At 62.3% G+C, this 16849-nt stretch carries 12 protein-coding genes and 2 pseudogenes; 4 read left to right on the forward strand and 10 right to left on the reverse strand.

Features of this window, described 5'->3' with window-relative positions:
* Positions 1 to 14: 14 nt before the first annotated feature.
* From ABXH26_RS02425 to recQ, 6 genes are all read right to left on the reverse strand, one after another.
* Complete coding sequence (locus ABXH26_RS02425; RefSeq protein ID WP_353565439.1) at positions 15 to 617, reverse strand: N-acetylmuramoyl-L-alanine amidase family protein; 603 nt, start codon at positions 615 to 617, stop codon at positions 15 to 17.
* Between the two features lie 82 nt (positions 618 to 699).
* Positions 700 to 1572 carry a CBM20 domain-containing protein gene (locus ABXH26_RS02430; RefSeq protein WP_353565440.1) on the reverse strand — a complete coding sequence of 291 codons (873 nt, stop codon included), beginning with the start codon at positions 1570 to 1572 and terminating at the stop codon, positions 700 to 702.
* A gap of 82 nt (positions 1573 to 1654) precedes the next feature.
* On the reverse strand, positions 1655 to 2122 hold the full coding sequence (locus ABXH26_RS02435; protein ID WP_353565441.1) for a hypothetical protein: 468 nt from the start codon (positions 2120 to 2122) through the stop codon (positions 1655 to 1657).
* Entirely contained in the window at positions 2119 to 2586 is a 468-nt protein-coding gene (locus ABXH26_RS02440) for a hypothetical protein (protein WP_353565442.1), read from the reverse strand. The genes ABXH26_RS02435 and ABXH26_RS02440 overlap by 4 nt, the downstream gene beginning before the upstream one ends.
* 73 nt (positions 2587 to 2659) lie before the next feature.
* Positions 2660 to 5968, reverse strand: coding sequence for a carbamoyl-phosphate synthase large subunit (gene carB / locus ABXH26_RS02445; RefSeq protein WP_353565443.1), 3309 nt, complete (start codon positions 5966 to 5968; stop codon positions 2660 to 2662).
* Positions 5969 to 6231: 263 nt separating this feature from the next.
* The gene (recQ, locus tag ABXH26_RS02450; RefSeq protein WP_353565444.1) at positions 6232 to 8418 is read right to left on the reverse strand and encodes a DNA helicase RecQ; all 2187 of its coding nucleotides are present in this window, start codon (positions 8416 to 8418) and stop codon (positions 6232 to 6234) included.
* A 1377-nt stretch (positions 8419 to 9795) separates the two neighbouring features.
* Between recQ and ABXH26_RS02455 the strand changes: the two are divergent.
* Positions 9796 to 9885, forward strand: a pseudogene (locus ABXH26_RS02455) (SEC-C metal-binding domain-containing protein); the annotation flags it as partial.
* 15 nt (positions 9886 to 9900) lie between these two features.
* On the opposite strand, the gene ABXH26_RS02460 reads toward ABXH26_RS02455, so the two are convergent.
* The 4 genes and pseudogenes from ABXH26_RS02460 to ABXH26_RS02475 all read right to left on the reverse strand — a co-directional run bounded on the left by ABXH26_RS02460 (position 9901) and on the right by ABXH26_RS02475 (position 12257).
* Positions 9901 to 10176, reverse strand: coding sequence for a DUF3322 domain-containing protein (locus ABXH26_RS02460; protein WP_353565445.1), 276 nt, complete (start codon positions 10174 to 10176; stop codon positions 9901 to 9903).
* 25 nt (positions 10177 to 10201) lie between these two features.
* Positions 10202 to 10456, reverse strand: a pseudogene (locus ABXH26_RS02465) (DUF3322 domain-containing protein); the annotation flags it as partial.
* Positions 10457 to 10517: 61 nt separating this feature from the next.
* Positions 10518 to 11735, reverse strand: coding sequence for a hypothetical protein (locus ABXH26_RS02470; RefSeq protein WP_353565446.1), 1218 nt, complete (start codon positions 11733 to 11735; stop codon positions 10518 to 10520).
* 87 nt (positions 11736 to 11822) lie between these two features.
* Positions 11823 to 12257: a PDDEXK-like endonuclease domain-containing protein gene (locus ABXH26_RS02475; protein ID WP_353565447.1), complete on the reverse strand. Its 435-nt coding sequence runs from the start codon at positions 12255 to 12257 to the stop codon at positions 11823 to 11825.
* A gap of 3 nt (positions 12258 to 12260) precedes the next feature.
* Here ABXH26_RS02475 and ABXH26_RS02480 point away from each other — a divergent pair, with 3 nt between their 5' ends.
* From ABXH26_RS02480 to ABXH26_RS02490, 3 genes are read left to right on the forward strand one after another with little or no spacing between them, the layout of a single operon-like run.
* Positions 12261 to 12869, forward strand: coding sequence for a LexA family protein (locus ABXH26_RS02480; protein WP_353565448.1), 609 nt, complete (start codon positions 12261 to 12263; stop codon positions 12867 to 12869).
* Complete coding sequence (locus ABXH26_RS02485; RefSeq protein WP_353565449.1) at positions 12866 to 16081, forward strand: HsdM family class I SAM-dependent methyltransferase; 3216 nt, start codon at positions 12866 to 12868, stop codon at positions 16079 to 16081. The genes ABXH26_RS02480 and ABXH26_RS02485 overlap by 4 nt, the downstream gene beginning before the upstream one ends.
* On the forward strand, positions 16078 to 16716 hold the full coding sequence (locus tag ABXH26_RS02490) for a hypothetical protein (protein ID WP_353565450.1): 639 nt from the start codon (positions 16078 to 16080) through the stop codon (positions 16714 to 16716). Before ABXH26_RS02485 ends, ABXH26_RS02490 begins: the two co-directional genes overlap by 4 nt.
* Positions 16717 to 16849 lie beyond the last annotated feature (133 nt).

Genomic DNA, 16849 nt, shown 5'->3' on the forward strand with positions numbered 1-16849 from the left:
CTCGCGGCCCTGAATCAGAGCCGCTTGTAGCGGTCGATGCCATCCGCCATGCCTTCGGCCAGCGATTGGCGCCACCAAGCCGATTTCATGCGTGAGCGTTCGCCCGGGTTGCTGACGAAACCGCACTCGACGAGGATCGCCGGGCAGGTGTTGTGGCGGATGACGTAGAAGCGGGCGAACTTCACACCGCGGTTGTTGGCCCGGACCTTGCGCATCATACCGTTGTGCACGCAGGAGGCGAGGTTGTAGCTGTCGCCGTTGTTGAAGAAGGTCTCGAGGCCGGAGACGTCCTGCTTCCAGGTGTAGTTGTAGTGGACGCTGACGAAGATCGCGTTCGAGTACTGCTTGGTGATCCGCACCCGCTCGGGAAGCGAGATGAAGTAATCGCTGCGGCGGGTCATCACCGTCCGGTAGCCGCGCTTGCGCAGCTCGTTTTCAAGCCGCGCGGCGGTATCGAGGGCCAAATGCTTTTCATAGACGAGGCCCCACTGGCCCCCTTTGTCGTGGCCTCCGTGACCGGGATCGATCACGACGGTCCGGAAGGATCTCGCTTGGGCGGCGCCAGCCAGGAGCGCCATGGCCGCCAGCGATGCGGCGAAACGGAGCAGAGTCTTCATGGAAGTGGTTAAGATTTAGAGAAGGTCCGTATTTATTAAAAAGTTTTCGGAATTTGTAAAGAATTTCGTAATAAATGCGAAATTATTCATAGATGAAGTCCGGTCGATCCGACGCTTTGCGGCTTGCCTTGCGGGCTTCTTCCGCGGCTTTGGGGTCGTAGAGGCTGCCGCCGAGGGTTTTGACGCTGCCGTCCTTCATCTGGGCCAGAACGGGATCGCCCCCGGCGCCCTCGTAGATATCCCGGCCGAGGAATTTTCCATCCGGGGCCACGCGGGCGTGAGCCCAGTATTTCGGCGTCATCATGTACAGGACGTGCATGTTCAACGACGAGTCGACGGTGACGGAGGGCTTGCGCAGCATGAGCACGTCGCCGAGGAAGTGGGTCTTGATGATGTTGCCCGTCGGCGCGTCGGCGACCTGGACGTAGAGCTGGTTACGACCGGAATTGTTGTACTGGATGAGGCGGTATTCGTTTTGGCGGCCGCGCTGGCTGGGAACGCCGACGGTTTGTTTCCAGTAGGGGATGGCGGTGTTGATCGTGAAAAGGTGCCGGTTCGATTGGAAGCCGTCGGTCTTTTGCTCGGGCAGGCGGACGATGGCGTAGACCGAGAAGTTCCCGAGGTCGTCGATGGCGTAGAGTTCGGCGAGATCGACGGTGCGGACGATGGCTTTTCCCGAAGGGATGCGCACGGTGCCGAAGGCGGGCTTGGCGATCGGGCTGAGCGGGACGCCGCGGCCGGAGCTGACGATGAAGTCGATCCAGTTCCGCTGGTCGGAGCCTTGGAAGGCGAGTTCCTGGCCGGAATAATTGGTGATGGTGACGGTGAGCGGCACCGCTTCCCCGGCGAGGTAGTTGTTTTTCCGCAGCTTGAGGTTCACGGTGACCTGGGCGTGCACGGTGGCCGCCAGAGCCAGGAGCAGGGAAAAGAGGATGAGCCAACGACGGTTTGTCATTCGGAGGCCAGCCGTATCGGGATCATCCCGCGGCGTCAATCCAACGGATTTCCTGCGGGAAATCGCGGAATCCGTCCGTCGGTTAGAGCGACCAGGTCGTGGGACCGTCCGCCGGCGCCGCCTTGCGGAGGAACGTGCCGCGATCCCCGCTGTCGACATCGATGAAGTCGATCCGCTGGTCGTCCGCATGGAGAATACGATCGCGCGACTTCCAGTCTTCCTCATAAAGCCCGGGGACTTCGGTGCGGACGTCGTAGGTGACGAGATTCCCTTGTTCATCGAACCTCCAACGGCTGCGAAAGGGCACCCGCGGAAGCAGCACGCCGACGGATGCGTCGCCCCCGCGCATGTCGATGAAGCCCGAGGCGGTGCCGTCGGATCGGAAGGTCTTCTCCATGTAGGCGCTGGCTCCGCCGTAGTTCTCCTGGCAAGTCCAGGTGCCGGGCAAGAGCGGACGCACCTCGGAGGCCGGGACTCTCCGGCTCGGATCCGGGCCGACGCAGGACGGCAGCGCCAATGCCGCGAGGGCGAGAAGCATCCGGGCGCTCATGGTTTGGCTTCTTCGGGTTGCTCCTTGAGGTCATCGACGGGAATCGGCCTCAAGCCCTGCTTGCGGGCATTCCGGTAAACATCAGCCACCACGGCGCGGAGGGCGTTCTCGGTGGATTCGGCGGACTTGGTCGAGCGCAGCGCGATGATGGGCAAGGCCCCGACGAATTCCCTCCCGGACTTGGTTTCCATGTCCCCGAACGGTGACAGGACGGCAACCTCCGCGCCGTCATCGGAGAGGCTGAAGTCGCTGAAATACTTCAAAGGCCAGCCGCGCGCGTGGAAGGGCGAGGAGAGCTTCTCGTTGGCATCAAGGATCACCTTGTCCGGATTCTTCCGGCCCGGCCTGGCTCCGGGAATCTCGACCACCACCAGCTGCCCGCCGGGGCTGGAAAGAGGAGCCACGGCGGTGTGGTAGCACGACGCCAGGATCAGTGAAGTCAGCAGAACTAACAGAAGCCTCATCTCAACGAGGGGTGAATAGCCGCCGCCGGCCCGGCTGGCGAGGACCATCTGCGTCGTGTCGACCGGTGAAACGTCAGGCGTGATAGTCCTGGAGTGGCTTGACGATCAGCTCCCGCTCCTTGAGCGAGCGGATCGCCTTCACGCAGGCCTCGGCGGCGGAAAGGTTGGTCGCGTGGGAGACCTTCATCGAGACCGCGGTCGAGCGGATCTTCACCTCGTCGGCGCGGGCGGCCTGGTCGCTCGGGGTGTTGATGACGAACTGGATCTCGCCGTTCTTCATCATGTCCACCACGTTCGGCCGGCGGCCTTCGAGGAGCTTGTAAACGCGTTCGCAGGCGACGCCGTTTTCCTGCAGGAACTGGTGGGTGCCACCGGTCGCCCACAGGGTGAAGCCGAGGTCGACGAGGTCCTTCGCGACCTGCAGCGCGCGCGGCTTTTCGCGGTCGATGACCGAAATGAAGACGTTGCCCTCGGTCGGCAGGGTGTTGAAGGCGCTGATCTGGCTCTTGGCGTAGGCCATGCCCCAGTCCTCGTCGATGCCCATGACCTCGCCGGTGGACTTCATCTCCGGGCCGAGCACGATGTCGATGCCGGGGAAGCGGTTCCAGGGGAACACGGCCTCCTTCACCGAGAAGTAGGGAGGTACGATGGTCTCCGTAAATCCGAGCTCGTCGAGCGTCTTGCCGACCATGATCTGGGCGGCGTACTTCGCCAGCGGCACGCCGGTGGCCTTGGAAACGAAGGGCACGGTGCGGGAGGCGCGGGGGTTGACCTCGATGACGTAGAGCTCCCCGTCCTTCACCGCGAACTGGATGTTCATCAGGCCCTTGACCTCGAGCTCGCGGGCCAGGTCCTTGGCGGCCTGGTCGATCTGCGACTTGATGTCGTCGGAAAGCGAGTAGGCCGGGATGCAGCAGGCGGAGTCGCCGGAGTGGATGCCGGCCTGCTCGATGTGCTCCATGATCGCGCCTACGACGGACCTCGTACCATCGGAAATGCAGTCGACGTCGACCTCGGTCGCGCCGTCGAGGAAGCGGTCGACGAGCACGGGCCGTTCCGGCGAGGCATCGACGGCCTCGTTCATGTATTTCCGCAGCTCGCTTTCCTCGTGGACGATCATCATCGCGCGGCCGCCGAGCACGAAGGACGGGCGGACGAGCACCGGGTAGCCGATGCGGTTGGCCACCTCGACGGCCTCGTCCTCGGAGGTGGCGGTGCCGGCCTCGGCCTGCTTGAGGCCGAGCTTGTCGAGCAGGGCGGAGAAGAACTTGCGGTCCTCGGCCAGCTCGATGCTTTCCGGCGAGGTGCCGATGATCGGCACGCCGTGGCGCTTGAGGTCGGCGGCGAGGTTGAGCGGGGTTTGACCGCCGAACTGGACGATCACGCCGTGCGGCTTTTCCTGGTCGCAGATGTTCAGCACGTCCTCGAGCGTGAGCGGCTCGAAGAACAGCTTGTCGGAGGTGTCGTAGTCGGTCGAAACGGTCTCCGGGTTGGAGTTCACCATGATCGCCTCGTAGCCGAGCTCCTTCACCGCGAAGGCGGCGTGGACGCAGCAGTAGTCGAACTCAATGCCCTGGCCGATCCGGTTGGGACCGCCGCCGAGGATGATGATCTTCTTCTTGTCGGTCTCGCGGGCTTCGTTTTCGTCGCCGTAGCTTGAGTAAAAGTAAGGCGTGTAGGCCTCGAACTCGGCCGCGCAGGTATCGACCAGCCGGTAGCCGGGCACCAGACCGCGGGCCTTGCGCTCGGCGCGGACGGAGTCCTCGGTGGCGGCATCGACCACGGCGCCCTCGGGCTCGGCGCGGGCTTCGGCGAGCGGGCCCATGTCCTTTTCGCCGTGGATCGTGGCCTCATGCACCTTGCCGGAAAGCTGGCGGGCGCGGGCGATCTGGCGGTCGGCGAATCCGAGGCGCTTGGCGTCCTTGAGGTCGAGCGAGGCGAGGTTCTGCCCCTCGTCGGCGATCTCCTTGAGCTGGTGCAGGAACCACGGGTCGATGGCGGTCGTTTCGAAGACCTCGTCGATGGTCCAGCCATTCACGAAGGCGGCTTGGACCCAGAAAATGCGCTCCGAGTTCGGCACGGCGAGCTTTTGCTCGATCTCGTCGCGGGTCGGGTTTTTCGGCTCCTTCGGATCGAAACCGAAGCCCCAGCGGCCGGTCTCCAGCGAGCGCAGTGCCTTCTGCATCGACTCCTTGAAGGTGCGGCCGATCGACATCGCCTCGCCTACCGCCTTCATCTGGGTGGTGAGTACGGCGTTCGCCGTAGGAAACTTCTCGAACGTGAAGCGCGGCAGCTTGGTGACCACGTAGTCGATCGTCGGCTCGAAGCTGGCGGGCGTTTCGCGGGTGATGTCGTTGGGCAGCTCGTCGAGCGTGTAGCCGACAGCCAGCTTGGCCGCGATTTTCGCGATCGGGAAACCGGTGGCCTTCGAGGCGAGCGCGGAGCTGCGCGAGACCCGCGGGTTCATTTCGATGACGATCATCCGGCCCGAAACGGGGTCGATGGAGAACTGGATGTTCGAGCCGCCCGTTTCCACGCCGATCTCGCGGATGACCGCGAAGGACGCGTCGCGCATGATCTGGTATTCGCGGTCGGTCAGCGTCTGGGCCGGCGCGACGGTGATCGAATCGCCGGTGTGGACGCCCATCGGGTCGATGTTCTCGATGGCGCAGATGACCACGCAGTTGTCGGCGCGGTCGCGCATGACCTCCATCTCGAACTCCTTCCAGCCAAGCAGGCTTTCCTCGATAAGCACCTCGGACACCGGTGACAGATCGAGGCCGCGGGTGACGATTTCCTCGAACTCCTCGCGGTTGTAGGCGATGCCGCCGCCCTGCCCGCCGAGCGTGAAGGCCGGACGGATGATCAGCGGGAAACGCTTGCCCGTCATTTCCTCAAGCTCGGTGGCGACCTTGCGGGCCTCGTCCATGGTGTGGGCGGTGCCGGACTGCGGCAGGTCGATGCCGATCTTCACCATCGCGTCCTTGAATCGCTGGCGGTCCTCGCCCTTGTCGATGGCATCGGCGTTGGCGCCGATCATTTTCACGCCGTGCTTGTCGAGCGTGCCGGACTTGAAGAGGTCCATCGAGCAATTAAGCGCCGTCTGGCCGCCGAGAGTCGGCAGGAGGGCGTCGGGCTGCTCTTTGACGATGATTTTTTCGACGACCTCCGGGGTGATCGGCTCGATGTAGGTGCGGTGGGCGAACTCCGGATCGGTCATGATCGTGGCCGGGTTCGAGTTCACCAGCACGACCTCGTATCCCTCCTCGCGCAGGGCCTTGCAGGCCTGGACGCCGGAGTAGTCGAATTCGCAGCCTTGGCCGATGACGATCGGGCCGGAGCCGATGACGAGGATCTTCTGGATCGAGGTGTCTTTGGGCATGAGGTGGAGGTCGGTTTCCAGCCGCGGAGAGCGTTGCGGCTAAATTTCTAGGGGTTTCGCAGGGCTTCGCCGGGTTGTAAAGGGGAAGGGCGGAGGAAATGGAGGCACCCGCGCGCTGAGCTGACTGGAAGGCGTCCGGAATCCCGGGAGTCGGGGAGTGTTGTCGTGATTGAATGCATCGGCCGACTCCGGTCCTGGGAAATGGATCTGCGTTCATCCTGTTCCTCTGCGGTTGAATCCCGGGGGTGGAGGGCCGTGCGGCATCACGGCGCCAGCGCAGGTGCCCGCCGCGATTCGGCGGCGCGGAAAAGGCGAAGCTTGCCGTAGCTGATGCGGCCGCCGAGATGCTCGTGGACGGGTTTGAGGGCTTCTTCGGTGTAGCCGTCGAAAGCCGCGCGCATTTCGGCCTCTTCCCCGGCAGTGTAGAAATGCCGGGGGTCGATGTTTTCGCCGGCCTCGATGACCATGGCGAGGTGGCCCTCGATGCTGGAAAGCGATAGGCCGCGCTCGGCGGCGATTTCCTCCAGAGATCTGCCGGACCGGAAAAGTTCGAGGGTGATGAGCGAGGTTGGATTTGGCGGAGGGGGCGGGAGTTTCGGCTCGGGGAGGCTCTCCAGGGGCACGAAATCCCGGCGCGGGTGGGTTTTGAGCCAATCGGAGATGAGCGGTAGGAAGGCGGGCCCGAAATCGGCCAACTTGCGCTCGCCGACGCCGGGGATGCGGAGGAATTCGGCGTCATCGGTCGGGTAAGCGCGGGCCATGTGACGCAGCGAGACGTCGGAGAAAACGACATACGGCGGCACGCCAGCGGTGTCGGCGAGCTGCTTGCGGAGGGTGCGCAGGGCGTCGAAGAGTTCCATGTCGCACTCGATGTCGCCGGTGCGGCGGGAGGTCGGGGTTTTGGCGGAAGCCAGCGGCCGGGTGAGAATGACGGACTCGCGGGCACGGAGCACGGCCATGCCTTCCCGGGTCACGGCGACCGTCGGGAAACGGCCGCTCTCCTGGGCGAGCCAGCCTTTCCGGACGAGCTGCCGGCCGATCTCGGCCCATACGGCGGCGGGATGCTCGCGACCGATGCCGTAGGTGCGGAGCCGGTCGTGTTGGTGGGCGAGGATTTTCTCCGACCGCGACCCGATCAGGATGTCGGCGAGGTGGCGGAGGCCGACATCGCCGCCATCGGCCTGGCGGACGCGGATGGCGCAACTGAGCAGCTTCTGGGCTTCGACGGTCGCGTCCCACGTCTCGCGCGGCGAGAGGCAGGCATCGCAGGCTCCGCAGTTCTCCTCGGTCCACGTTTCCCCGAAGTAGCCGAGCAGGTCGATGCGGCGGCAGGCGTCGCTTTCGGCGAAATCGGCCATCTGCTCGAGCTGGGCGTGGGCGTGTTGGCGGGCTTCGTCGTCCGGGATTTCCTGGATGAAACCCACGTGCTTCATCACGTCGCCGCGCGAAAAGAGCAGCAGGCAGTCGGCCGGCAACCCGTCGCGACCGGCGCGGCCGGTTTCCTGATAGTAGCCTTCGAGGTTTTTCGGCAGGTCGGCGTGGATGACGAAGCGGACGTCCGGCTTGTCGATGCCCATGCCGAAGGCGACCGTGGCGCAGATCACGCGCGTCTCATCGCGCAGGAAGGCCTCCTGATGGCGGGCGCGGGCGGCGGCATCGAGGCCGGCGTGGTAGGGCAGCGCGGCGATCCCGGCATGGCGCAGCGCGGCCGCCATCTCCTCGGTGCGCTTGCGCGACTGGCAATACACGATGCCCGAGTCCTGCCCGCGTTCGAGGATGAAGCGGGCGATGCGTTTCACGGCGTCTTTCTTCGGCTCGACGAGGTAGTGCAGGTTCGGTCGGTTGAAGCTGGCCAGAAAAACCGCCGGATCGCGCAGCCCGAGCTGGCGCACGATGTCCTCCCGCACCCGCGGCGTGGCGGTCGCCGTCAGGGCGATCACCGGCACGCCGGGAAGCGCGGCGCGCAGCTCGCGCAGACGGCGGTATTCCGGGCGGAAATCGTGGCCCCACTCGCTGATGCAGTGCGCCTCATCGACTGCCAGCGCGGTGACCTGCCACGAGCGCACCGTTTCCAGGAAACGTCCGCCCATCAGCCGCTCCGGGGCCAGATAGACCAGCTTCAGCTTCCCCGCGCGGATCGCATCGAGCCGGCGGCGGGCTTCATCGGGCTCGAGGGTCGAGTTGAGGAAAGTCGCGGGGATGCCCGAGGCGGACAGCTGGTCGACCTGATCCTTCATCAGCGCGATCAGCGGGGAAACGACCAGCGTCAAACCCTCGCGGGCGAGCGCGGGAAGCTGGTAGCAGAGGCTTTTCCCCGCCCCCGTAGGCAGGATCGCCAAGGTGTCCCGCCCGCCCAACGCCGAGTGCATGATGTCCTCCTGCAAGGGCCGGAACGAATCGTAGCCGAAGTGGGTCTTGAGCAGCTCGTGGAGGGGGGATGCAGCGGTCATGTCGTCATTCAGTAAAGGGTTCAGATGAACACATCAAGCGTGAAGAATCCCCGGCCCGATGGGCAATCTTGCTGTGGATCCCCGCGTCCGTCCTCGACAGCCGCTGCCTCCGCAGAGGAGCCTCGCGCCATGAATGCCGACCTCATCCAGCGCCGCATCGATGCGCTCGTTCATGAAAGTTACTTCGTCCGCTCCGAGGCGCTCGAATTCTGGGCGGATGAAATCACGCCCCCTCCTGCCGTTACCGATCGTGCCGTCGAGGCCGTGGAGACTCATGGGCTCGATGGGGCTTTCCGCTTCGTTCACCAGCTCGGCGAGCTTCCCCACACCGAGCGGTCGTGGGCATGGCTGCTGGAGCGCTTGAAGGCGGTGCGCGACCGCGCTCCGGATGCCCCTCCCTCCGATCTGCGGTCTCATCTTCTGGGATGGCTGGAAAAAGGCCCGCCCGACTGGATCGCGCGCGATCTCCCCGGGCTGTTCGATGTTTCCGATGGGAAGATCGTGCCGCTCGGCGGCTTGGCGGACATGGATGACGGGGACCGGTTGGAACGTATGCCTGCCCGATGGCGAATCGCGGCGATGTCGCCCGAGGAACGGCGGGAAATGCTCGAGAACCGGATCAAGCACGCGGCCGGGTGTTCCGATTTTGCCCATGCCGAGGTGGCGGAAATCGAGATGCTTGCCGGGGAAATGGGGAGCCGTGGAGAACTCGCCGCGGCCACGATCGAGGAGTGGCTGAGCGGGTTCGTGGCAAACCCTGAGGGCGATGACATCGGCTACCGGGCTGCTGCCGCGTTGTGGGCGCTCGCGGCGGGCCGGGGGAAAATCGAGTTGCCCGTCGACCTGTTGCTGAGCGTCCTGGCCATCGATTCGGAGTGGCACAACGAACTGGTCGGGACGTGCATGACCACCGGCGCGAGTGCGGCGGACCTTGAGGTCGTCGCGGTGGCCTGGCCGCGTTTCCAATGGTTCGAACGTCTCTACCTTTCCACGGCGTTTGAGCGGCGTCGGTTTCCCGAAATCGAAGCCGCCGTGCTGGGCCTCCTCGATGAGGATGAGGACGACGATTTGATGCCGCAAATCAGGCTCGGCTGCGCCGCCGTCTGGTATGGTAGCGACGAGTCTCTCGACGCCGCTCGCAGGTTCGCCGCGGAAATCTCCGACTACGGGGATGGTGCCCAGCTTCACGACGCGCTTTGGTTTCACGACGCGATCACGACCGGTATCGAAGGCGAGGTCGCCCGCCGGCTTTCCCGGATGAAGAAGCACGAGGAGGAGGCCCAAGCGCGGATGAAGATGCTGGAGCAAGGTGCCTGGTCCGGCCTCGCGAGACCCTCGGGTCGCGAAGCCGACTGGTATGTCGGAGGCCCACCGGTCCCCACCTTCACCCGCGAAGCCCCCAAAGTGGGCCGCAACGACCCCTGCCCCTGCGGCAGCGGGAAGAAATACAAGAAGTGCTGCGGGTGAGGGCTGACCAGCGCTTCAGGTCAGACAGGCGATCCTTTCCTCTGCGTAGGCCATCAGGATCCGCTCTTGTTCGAGGCGGAGCCCGTCGCGCGAAAGTTGCCCGAAAACATCGGCCTCACCCGAGCTCAGGCATCCGATGTCGAAAGGCGGTCGACGGCAGGGGTCCGGAAACTTGGTATCGACCCCCGCGATCGGGAACTGGCGGATGTAGAGCCCGGAGTCCGGGTGATCCCGCAACCAGGCGCCCACAGCCACGATCCGCGGCCAGTTCCCCAGTTCGCGCAACAGCACGCGGACATGATTTTGCAAGCCACGGCCACCAATCGGGGAAGGTCTCCAGGACGAAAGCAGCTTCTTCCCTGAATTGCGAGACCTCGTCCGCCTTGCCGAGCGCCCGCAGGTAAGCGGCTTCCCCGGCAAAAAAGGCCCGCATCGGGTGTTCGTGGCGTCCGAAGCGGCGTTCCTCCACCGTTTCCGAGTGGAGGAATGAAAGGATGAAGGCGGCCTGCTTTTTCCTCAGCAGCCCGGCGCTCGGATGCTGGAGCAACTGCCGGACTTCAAGATAGGTCATGCGTGTCGGATGAAACGTCGTGACCGGGTCCGGCAATGCGGATCGATGAAAACCGCCTGCCCTACCTCCCGGTCCGCGAGCGGGCGTGATGGTCGGCCCATTCGTGGATCATCTTCCGGGCTGCGGCTCCGCCGGCTTCAAGGATGTCGATCATTTCCTGGAGGCGTTGCGTTTCGTCGATGAGTTCGAGCTTCTCTCGCTTGGGATCGATGCGGTCGCCAAATGGCCCGGCAAAGCGTTCGAGAATCTCATACTCCGGCTCGTAGGGAAGCTGCCGGGTGTGCTCGCGGGTCTCGGCGGCCTGTTCCTTGAGCACCATGGCGTAGATGCGCAGCTTTTCGTCCGTGGCCTTGGCGAGATTCCCGGCTTCCTCACCGAGCCATTCCATTTCGATCTCCAGCATTTCGCGCAGGTCGCCGCCGGAATGGGCGCTGGTGAGGCGCTTCATCCAGCTCTCCTTGTGTGCCTTGAGGGTGGGATCGGCTTCGAGGTCGGGGTGCAGGACTTTCGCGAGCTGTTTGTAGAGCGTCTTGATGTCGCGCTTCTTGGCTTGCTCGATCTCCTGCTGCCTCCGTTCGCGCTCGAGGGCGGCCTTGGTCGGCTTGCGCTTGCGTTTCGGCTGGCCGGGAGGGGGCGGCAGCTCGCCGCTCTCGAGTTTCTTTTGGAAATCCTCGCCGGCGGCCTTGAAGCGCTCTTCGAGCTGGCGTTCGAACTCGGCGGGATCGCCGTTGAGGTCGAGGCTGGAAAGATCGATCTCCACGCCGGCGTTGCGGGCCATCTCTTCGATGATGCCGCTGAGCATGCCGAACTCCTCGCGCTCCCATGCCTGCTGCTGCTTGTCGAATTCGCTGACGCCGAGCGTTTCAATGAGCGCTTCCAGCTCATCAAGCTCCGCCTCGGCGAGGTCGACCGGGTCGGCGAGGCATTCGGCGGCTTTTCTGCTGATCAGATCGCCGAGCCATTTTTTCCGCCGCTTGGTGAGCTTGATCGATTGGCTGAAGCTTTCCGCGACGATGACGAGGCGGAAGCTGATGCGGTTCATCTTCTCGACGAGGGGCATCAGTTCGGTGCGGCAGAGATGCAGCTGCTTGTCGAGGCGGTCGCGTTCCTTGGCGTGGGAAGTGCGGGCCTTTTCGAGGGACTTCAGCCGCTTGTTGAATTCCACCTGCGCCGGACTGAGGGTGGCGGTCCCGGCGGCCGGGGAGAGGGTGAGGCCGGGCTTCGGTTTGGGAAGCGGATCGAAGCCGAGGTCGAGTTCGTTCTGTCGCGGCCGAGCCATGCGCGGACTTTGGCGGCCTTGGCGGAGATGTCCCGCTCGAACCCTGGTCTTCGAGAAAATGGAGGTGGGGACTGCCGGGCGGGGATCTCAGTTCAGGCAAGCCCGCACTCGTTCGACGACTCCCTCCGCATCCCGATGCCATTCCCTCGCGGTGACCCGCAGGTGCTTCCAGCCGCGATGGGCGAGGACGTTGGGGACGTGGACGTAGTCTTCATACACGTCGGCTCCGGCATCTCCCTCCTCGCAGAGGATCGCCAGGGCATACTGGTGGCGGTTTCCATCCGAAACGACCGCCACGGGCAGCCGGAACTCGCTGCTGCCGATCAACGTTTCGACGGTGAGGCCTGCTTTTTCCAAAGCCAAGGCAAGCTGGTGATGCAGCGGGAGGTGATCGGTTTTCGCGGCGATTGCGGCAGCTCGGGGCGAGACCCGACGGTCGTTGATGAGGGAGAGGATTTTCTCAGCCTGGGTGCGGCGGCATTCATCCTTGTCATCGTTCTCATATAGTGAACATTTGTTCACCTCATGCCTCGCTCTCGAACCAACCCGCGTGACAGGCTGCTCGCCTTCCTCCAGAAGCTGGAGGTGGCCGCTGCACCGCCCCCATCCGTTCGGGAGGTTTGTGACGAACTTGGCTACCATAGCCCGAACGCCGCTCTGAAGCTGATCCACCGCCTGCAGAAGAGCCGCGATGTGATTTACGAGCCCAAGCGCGCACGTAGCCTTCGGCTGAGAAAAAAGCCTCACCCCGGAGTGCCGTTGCTCGGGTCGATCACCGCCGGTTTTCCCGACGAACCCGGCGTCGATCCGACCGAACGCCTCCCTCTCGACCCTGCCTCCTTCGGAATCCGGAATCCTGCGGCCGCCTTTGCACTCCGCGTCCGCGGCGATTCCATGATCGGTCGGCATTTTCTCGACGGCGACCTAGTCCTTTTGGATCGCGCCGCCGAAGCCAGGCACCTAGATGTCGTCGCCGCTTTGATCGATCAGGAGTGTTCCCTGAAGACACTCGTGATTCAGAACGGCAAGACTTTGCTGAAAGCCGAAAATCCCGCCTATCCCGACCTCATCCCCGCCCATGACCTGGAAATCCAAGGAGTCGCCAAAGCCGTGATTCGAATTATCACCGCATGAGTTCCGCTCTTTTCCAACCCTTGCCCGAACCTCCCCGGTCCGGTTTCCGTTACTACCGGACCGAGAGGGAAATTCGCCGTGCGCCCGAGTTGCTGGCTTATCAGCACCTCCTGTTGCGGGCATGGGAGGAAATGAAGCTCACGGCAGTCTTGACCCTCAATGGGCTTCCAACGGTTTACGTGCGCGACTCGAAGAAGCCGCTGCCACCGGCAAAGGCGGCGGAGCTCCAGTGTCAATTTTGGAATCAGGGTCTGGCCACCGTGCTGCTGCTTCGCGAGCCTGGACGATTGAGGGTCTTCTCTTCCATGGAGCGTCCGGTCCCGCCGGTGGAGGCAACGAACCACGATGTAGACGCCCCAACCGTCGAGACGCTCAATCTCCTCGATGTCGCCACCCAGGCCGCATGGGTGGAACGATTTTATCTGGAGCTTGGGAACGGCCAGTACTACGCGAAGCACTCCACCAACTTCAACCCGCGGGAATCGGTCGATGCCTGGCTCATCGACAATCTGGAAGCGGTTCGCGATGTCCTGACCTCGGGCGCGAACAAGCTTTCCGCACCCGTGGCCCATGCCTTTCTCGGGCGCATCCTTTTCACCTGCTACCTGTGCCATCGTGGCATCATCAAGCTTGAGAACTACGTCACCGGTGGACCTTGGGAGGATCTGCGCGATCTCCTGAAAAGGACGCCCTCGGAAAAAATCCGGACGCTACTTTATACCAAGCTCTTCCCCAAGCTCAGGGAAACTTTCAACGGCAGCATGTTCGATGACGACCTCGGCGCCGAGCAGGACGCCATCCAGCCGCGCCACCTGGAGGCGGTGCTCCATTTCCTTGAAGGCTCAGAGGTGAAAAAGGGGCAGCGAAGTCTCGGTTTTTGGGCGTATCGCTTCGACTTCATTCCTGTCGAAACCATCAGCTCCATCTACGAGAAGTTCCTCGAACACGAGGACGGAGCGTCGAAACGCAAACTAGGGGCCTATTACACGCCCCGTCTCCTCGCGGAGATGACTCTTGATCTCGCGCTGAGGGATCGGTGTGACATCAGTGGTCTTCGCTTCATCGACCCGTCGTGTGGCTCGGGGATTTTCCTCGTGCTCGCCTTCAATCGGCTCGTGGCCGCATGGAACGCGAGGCGGAAGAGCGAGCCCTCCGTCACGGATCGCGCGGACGCTCTCCTGACGATTTTGGGACAATTGCGAGGTGTGGACATGAATCTCACCGCCTGCCGCATCGCCTGCTTCAGCCTCTACCTCGCCTTTCTCGACCAATTTAGCCCGTCCGACGTCAAAAAATACGTCGAGGTAACCCGACGGAAGCTCCCGAACTTGCTTGTGGAGGAAGGGCGCGGACTTAAGAGGGCGGATATTCCCGTAATCTGGAAGCGAGATTTCCTAACGATCGCGAAAGAATGGCAGGGGCAGTTCGACATCATTGTCGGGAATCCCCCATGGGAAGGTCGCGGCAAAGGGCAGATCGCCAATCGCTTCATGGAGGCTGTTCCGGGTTTGCTTGCTGCGGAAGGGCGCTCCGCATTAATCCTACCCTCGAAGATTTTCCTCAATAAAACCGACGATTTCCAGCGCCGCTGGCTGGGACAAGTGACGCTTGAGACGATGATCCAATTGGCGGACTACCGCTTCATCCTCTTCAAAGAAGCCGTCTGTCCAGCGTGCGTCGTGGCGTTTACTTCGGTTAAGCCTACACGGGATCATGAAATCGAGTACATCGCGCCAAAAGTAACCCGTGTGGATCTGCGCGACGGCCAGGTTCCCATCTCGCCGCAGGATCGGAAATGGATCCGCCTGTCGGCTCTCCTTGATGGCGAGCGCCAAGATCCCATGTCGGTCGTTTGGAAAACCCGCCTCTGGGGAACCCCCCGCGACCAAAAACTGCTGGACTATCTGTTCACGCTTCCGAGGCTCTCGGAGCTGGCCACGCTGATCAGCAAGAAGAGAGCTGCAGACCAAAAGAGATGGATCGCCGGACAAGGCTGCAAGCCTTGGAAGGCCAACTCAAAAGCAAAGCCTGACCGTGTGCTAAAGGAATTCGGCACATGGGCCGAAACGGATCGCTTCGTGATTCCCGACTCGTTGGACGGCATCGCGCTTCTTTGTGAGGAAGCATGCGTTTCACTTCGAGATCATTTCACCAATGCAGGATATTTGCTCGGCAAGCTTTATAGTAAGCCTCCCGAGTGCCTTTTCACGCCGCCTCTGGTCCTTCTGAACCAAGGCTTCTCGGAGGCGAGCTTTTCCAAGCGAATCGTCAGATTTCAACACTCGCTCCAGTCATTTTCGAATCCCGCGGGCGGAGACCAGGAAGCCTTGTCATTTCTTGCCGCATTTTTCAGGTCGAAGTTGGCGCGCTACATGGCATTTCACACAGCGTCGAATCTTGCCACTGAACGCAACAAGGTTCATTTGGACGAAGTCTTGAGATTGCCGTTCTTTCTTCCCGGCCCCGATGAGATCACTAGTGGAGTTCATGAAATCTATGATCAAGTTGTGTCCGCGATGCGCTCCGAGGAAGCCCGCCTATCCGAGTCAGCGAAAAACTTCCAGAAAGAGTTCCGGCGCAGAAAGACCGATCTATTTGAGGATGACAAAAGATCGTCTTGGGAAGCCGCGTGGCTGGCAAGTGAGAGAGCCAGCGGCTCAGCCTTCCGGAGTTCGCTGGATCCATTGTTCTATCAGTATTTCGGCCTCACGGATCAAGACATCGCTCTTGTCGAAGACACCTGCGACATCTTCGACAAGGGAGACACCCCAACGTCGTTAGAGAGCGCAATGGACATTCCCACGCTCCAACCCATCGATGACGCGAAGGGCCTTGAGCCGTATTCGACCATGCTGACCAAAACCCTGAACCAATGGGCCAGCGGTCCGATGAAGAGTGCCGCCGCGGGAACGGTGGATCGCCAAAGTGGATTTGCTATGGTCGAACTGACACAGACGAGGGAAGAACAGCCATTTCGCACGGTCTCCCGATCCGGTAAGGTTCTCGAAGCCGCGCGCCGCCTTCAAGACGCCTCCGTGGAAAAACTGGGTAATACCCTCGGGTTCCAACGCAATGGCTGGTTTTTCGAGGGGAAGCGCATCTTCATCGTGAAGACCTCAAGAGTCGGCGAATGGACGAGGACGGCGGCGCTCAACGATGCCGCGGAATTGTTTGCCCACATTTCCCAAACCCGATTTTCCGGCAGAGCATGAGCGATGATGCGGGCAAGTGGGTAGTTCCCGTGTTTCCGGAAGATGAGATCCTTCACATTCTCGCCGCTTTGTTGCGCTGCCTCAAAGGACTCCAAAAAACCAGTTCGTTGGAGCTCGAGACGTCACTGACCAAACGGCTCCTCAAATTGCTACGGCAGGATAGCGGACTCCGAGATCGCCCTGTGTGGCCATTTCGCGAAACCGTCATAGACGACGAGGAATCCGACGCCGAGGGCAGGCTCGACTTGCATTTTCACCTTCAGGATCCACGGCATAAGCCACCCCCCTATTTCGCCGTCGAAGCGAAGCGGCTGCACGTCACTTTCAACGCAGGCTGGAAGTCCTTGGTGTCCGATTACGTCACCCATCATCAGGGAATGATGTGCTTCATTGACGGCAGGTATTCCAAAGGCCTTCGGTCCGGGGGAATGGTGGGCTACGTGTTCGACGGCAATATTCAGAGAGCCATTTTGGCCATCTCGGAGAGTCTGGAGGCACATCGGGAGAAATTGAGATCGGTGACGCCTCATTTGCCTCAACCATCCTCCGAGTTTCCACTTGATACCGTTTGGACGACGATTCACCGAGTGGATGGCCACTCATTCACGATGTTTCATATTCTGGCAGAAGTGTGAACCGTCCCCGTCGATCGATTCCGAACCTAGCTCAGTAAAGGCGCGAAGGTCTGAGCTAATGCACGAGGGAGGCTGTTGTCGAAGAAGTCGCAATAATCTGCCGGGATAGGTGCCAGGTTCCCCTGCCGACAAA

Source organism: Haloferula sargassicola, assembly GCF_040362925.1.
Lineage (GTDB): Bacteria > Verrucomicrobiota > Verrucomicrobiia > Verrucomicrobiales > Akkermansiaceae > Haloferula > Haloferula sargassicola.

Coding starts and splice junctions, on each gene's coding strand:
- ABXH26_RS02425 (WP_353565439.1), bottom strand. CDS start 617: ATGAAGACTCTGCTCCGTTTCGCCGCATCGCTGGCGGCCATGGCGCTC.
- ABXH26_RS02430 (WP_353565440.1), bottom strand. CDS start 1,572: ATGACAAACCGTCGTTGGCTCATCCTCTTTTCCCTGCTCCTGGCTCTG.
- ABXH26_RS02435 (WP_353565441.1), bottom strand. CDS start 2,122: ATGAGCGCCCGGATGCTTCTCGCCCTCGCGGCATTGGCGCTGCCGTCC.
- ABXH26_RS02440 (WP_353565442.1), bottom strand. CDS start 2,586: ATGAGGCTTCTGTTAGTTCTGCTGACTTCACTGATCCTGGCGTCGTGC.
- carB (WP_353565443.1), bottom strand. CDS start 5,968: ATGCCCAAAGACACCTCGATCCAGAAGATCCTCGTCATCGGCTCCGGC.
- recQ (WP_353565444.1), bottom strand. CDS start 8,418: ATGACCGCTGCATCCCCCCTCCACGAGCTGCTCAAGACCCACTTCGGC.
- ABXH26_RS02470 (WP_353565446.1), bottom strand. CDS start 11,735: ATGGCTCGGCCGCGACAGAACGAACTCGACCTCGGCTTCGATCCGCTT.
- ABXH26_RS02480 (WP_353565448.1), top strand. CDS start 12,261: ATGCCTCGCTCTCGAACCAACCCGCGTGACAGGCTGCTCGCCTTCCTC.
- ABXH26_RS02485 (WP_353565449.1), top strand. CDS start 12,866: ATGAGTTCCGCTCTTTTCCAACCCTTGCCCGAACCTCCCCGGTCCGGT.
- ABXH26_RS02490 (WP_353565450.1), top strand. CDS start 16,078: ATGAGCGATGATGCGGGCAAGTGGGTAGTTCCCGTGTTTCCGGAAGAT.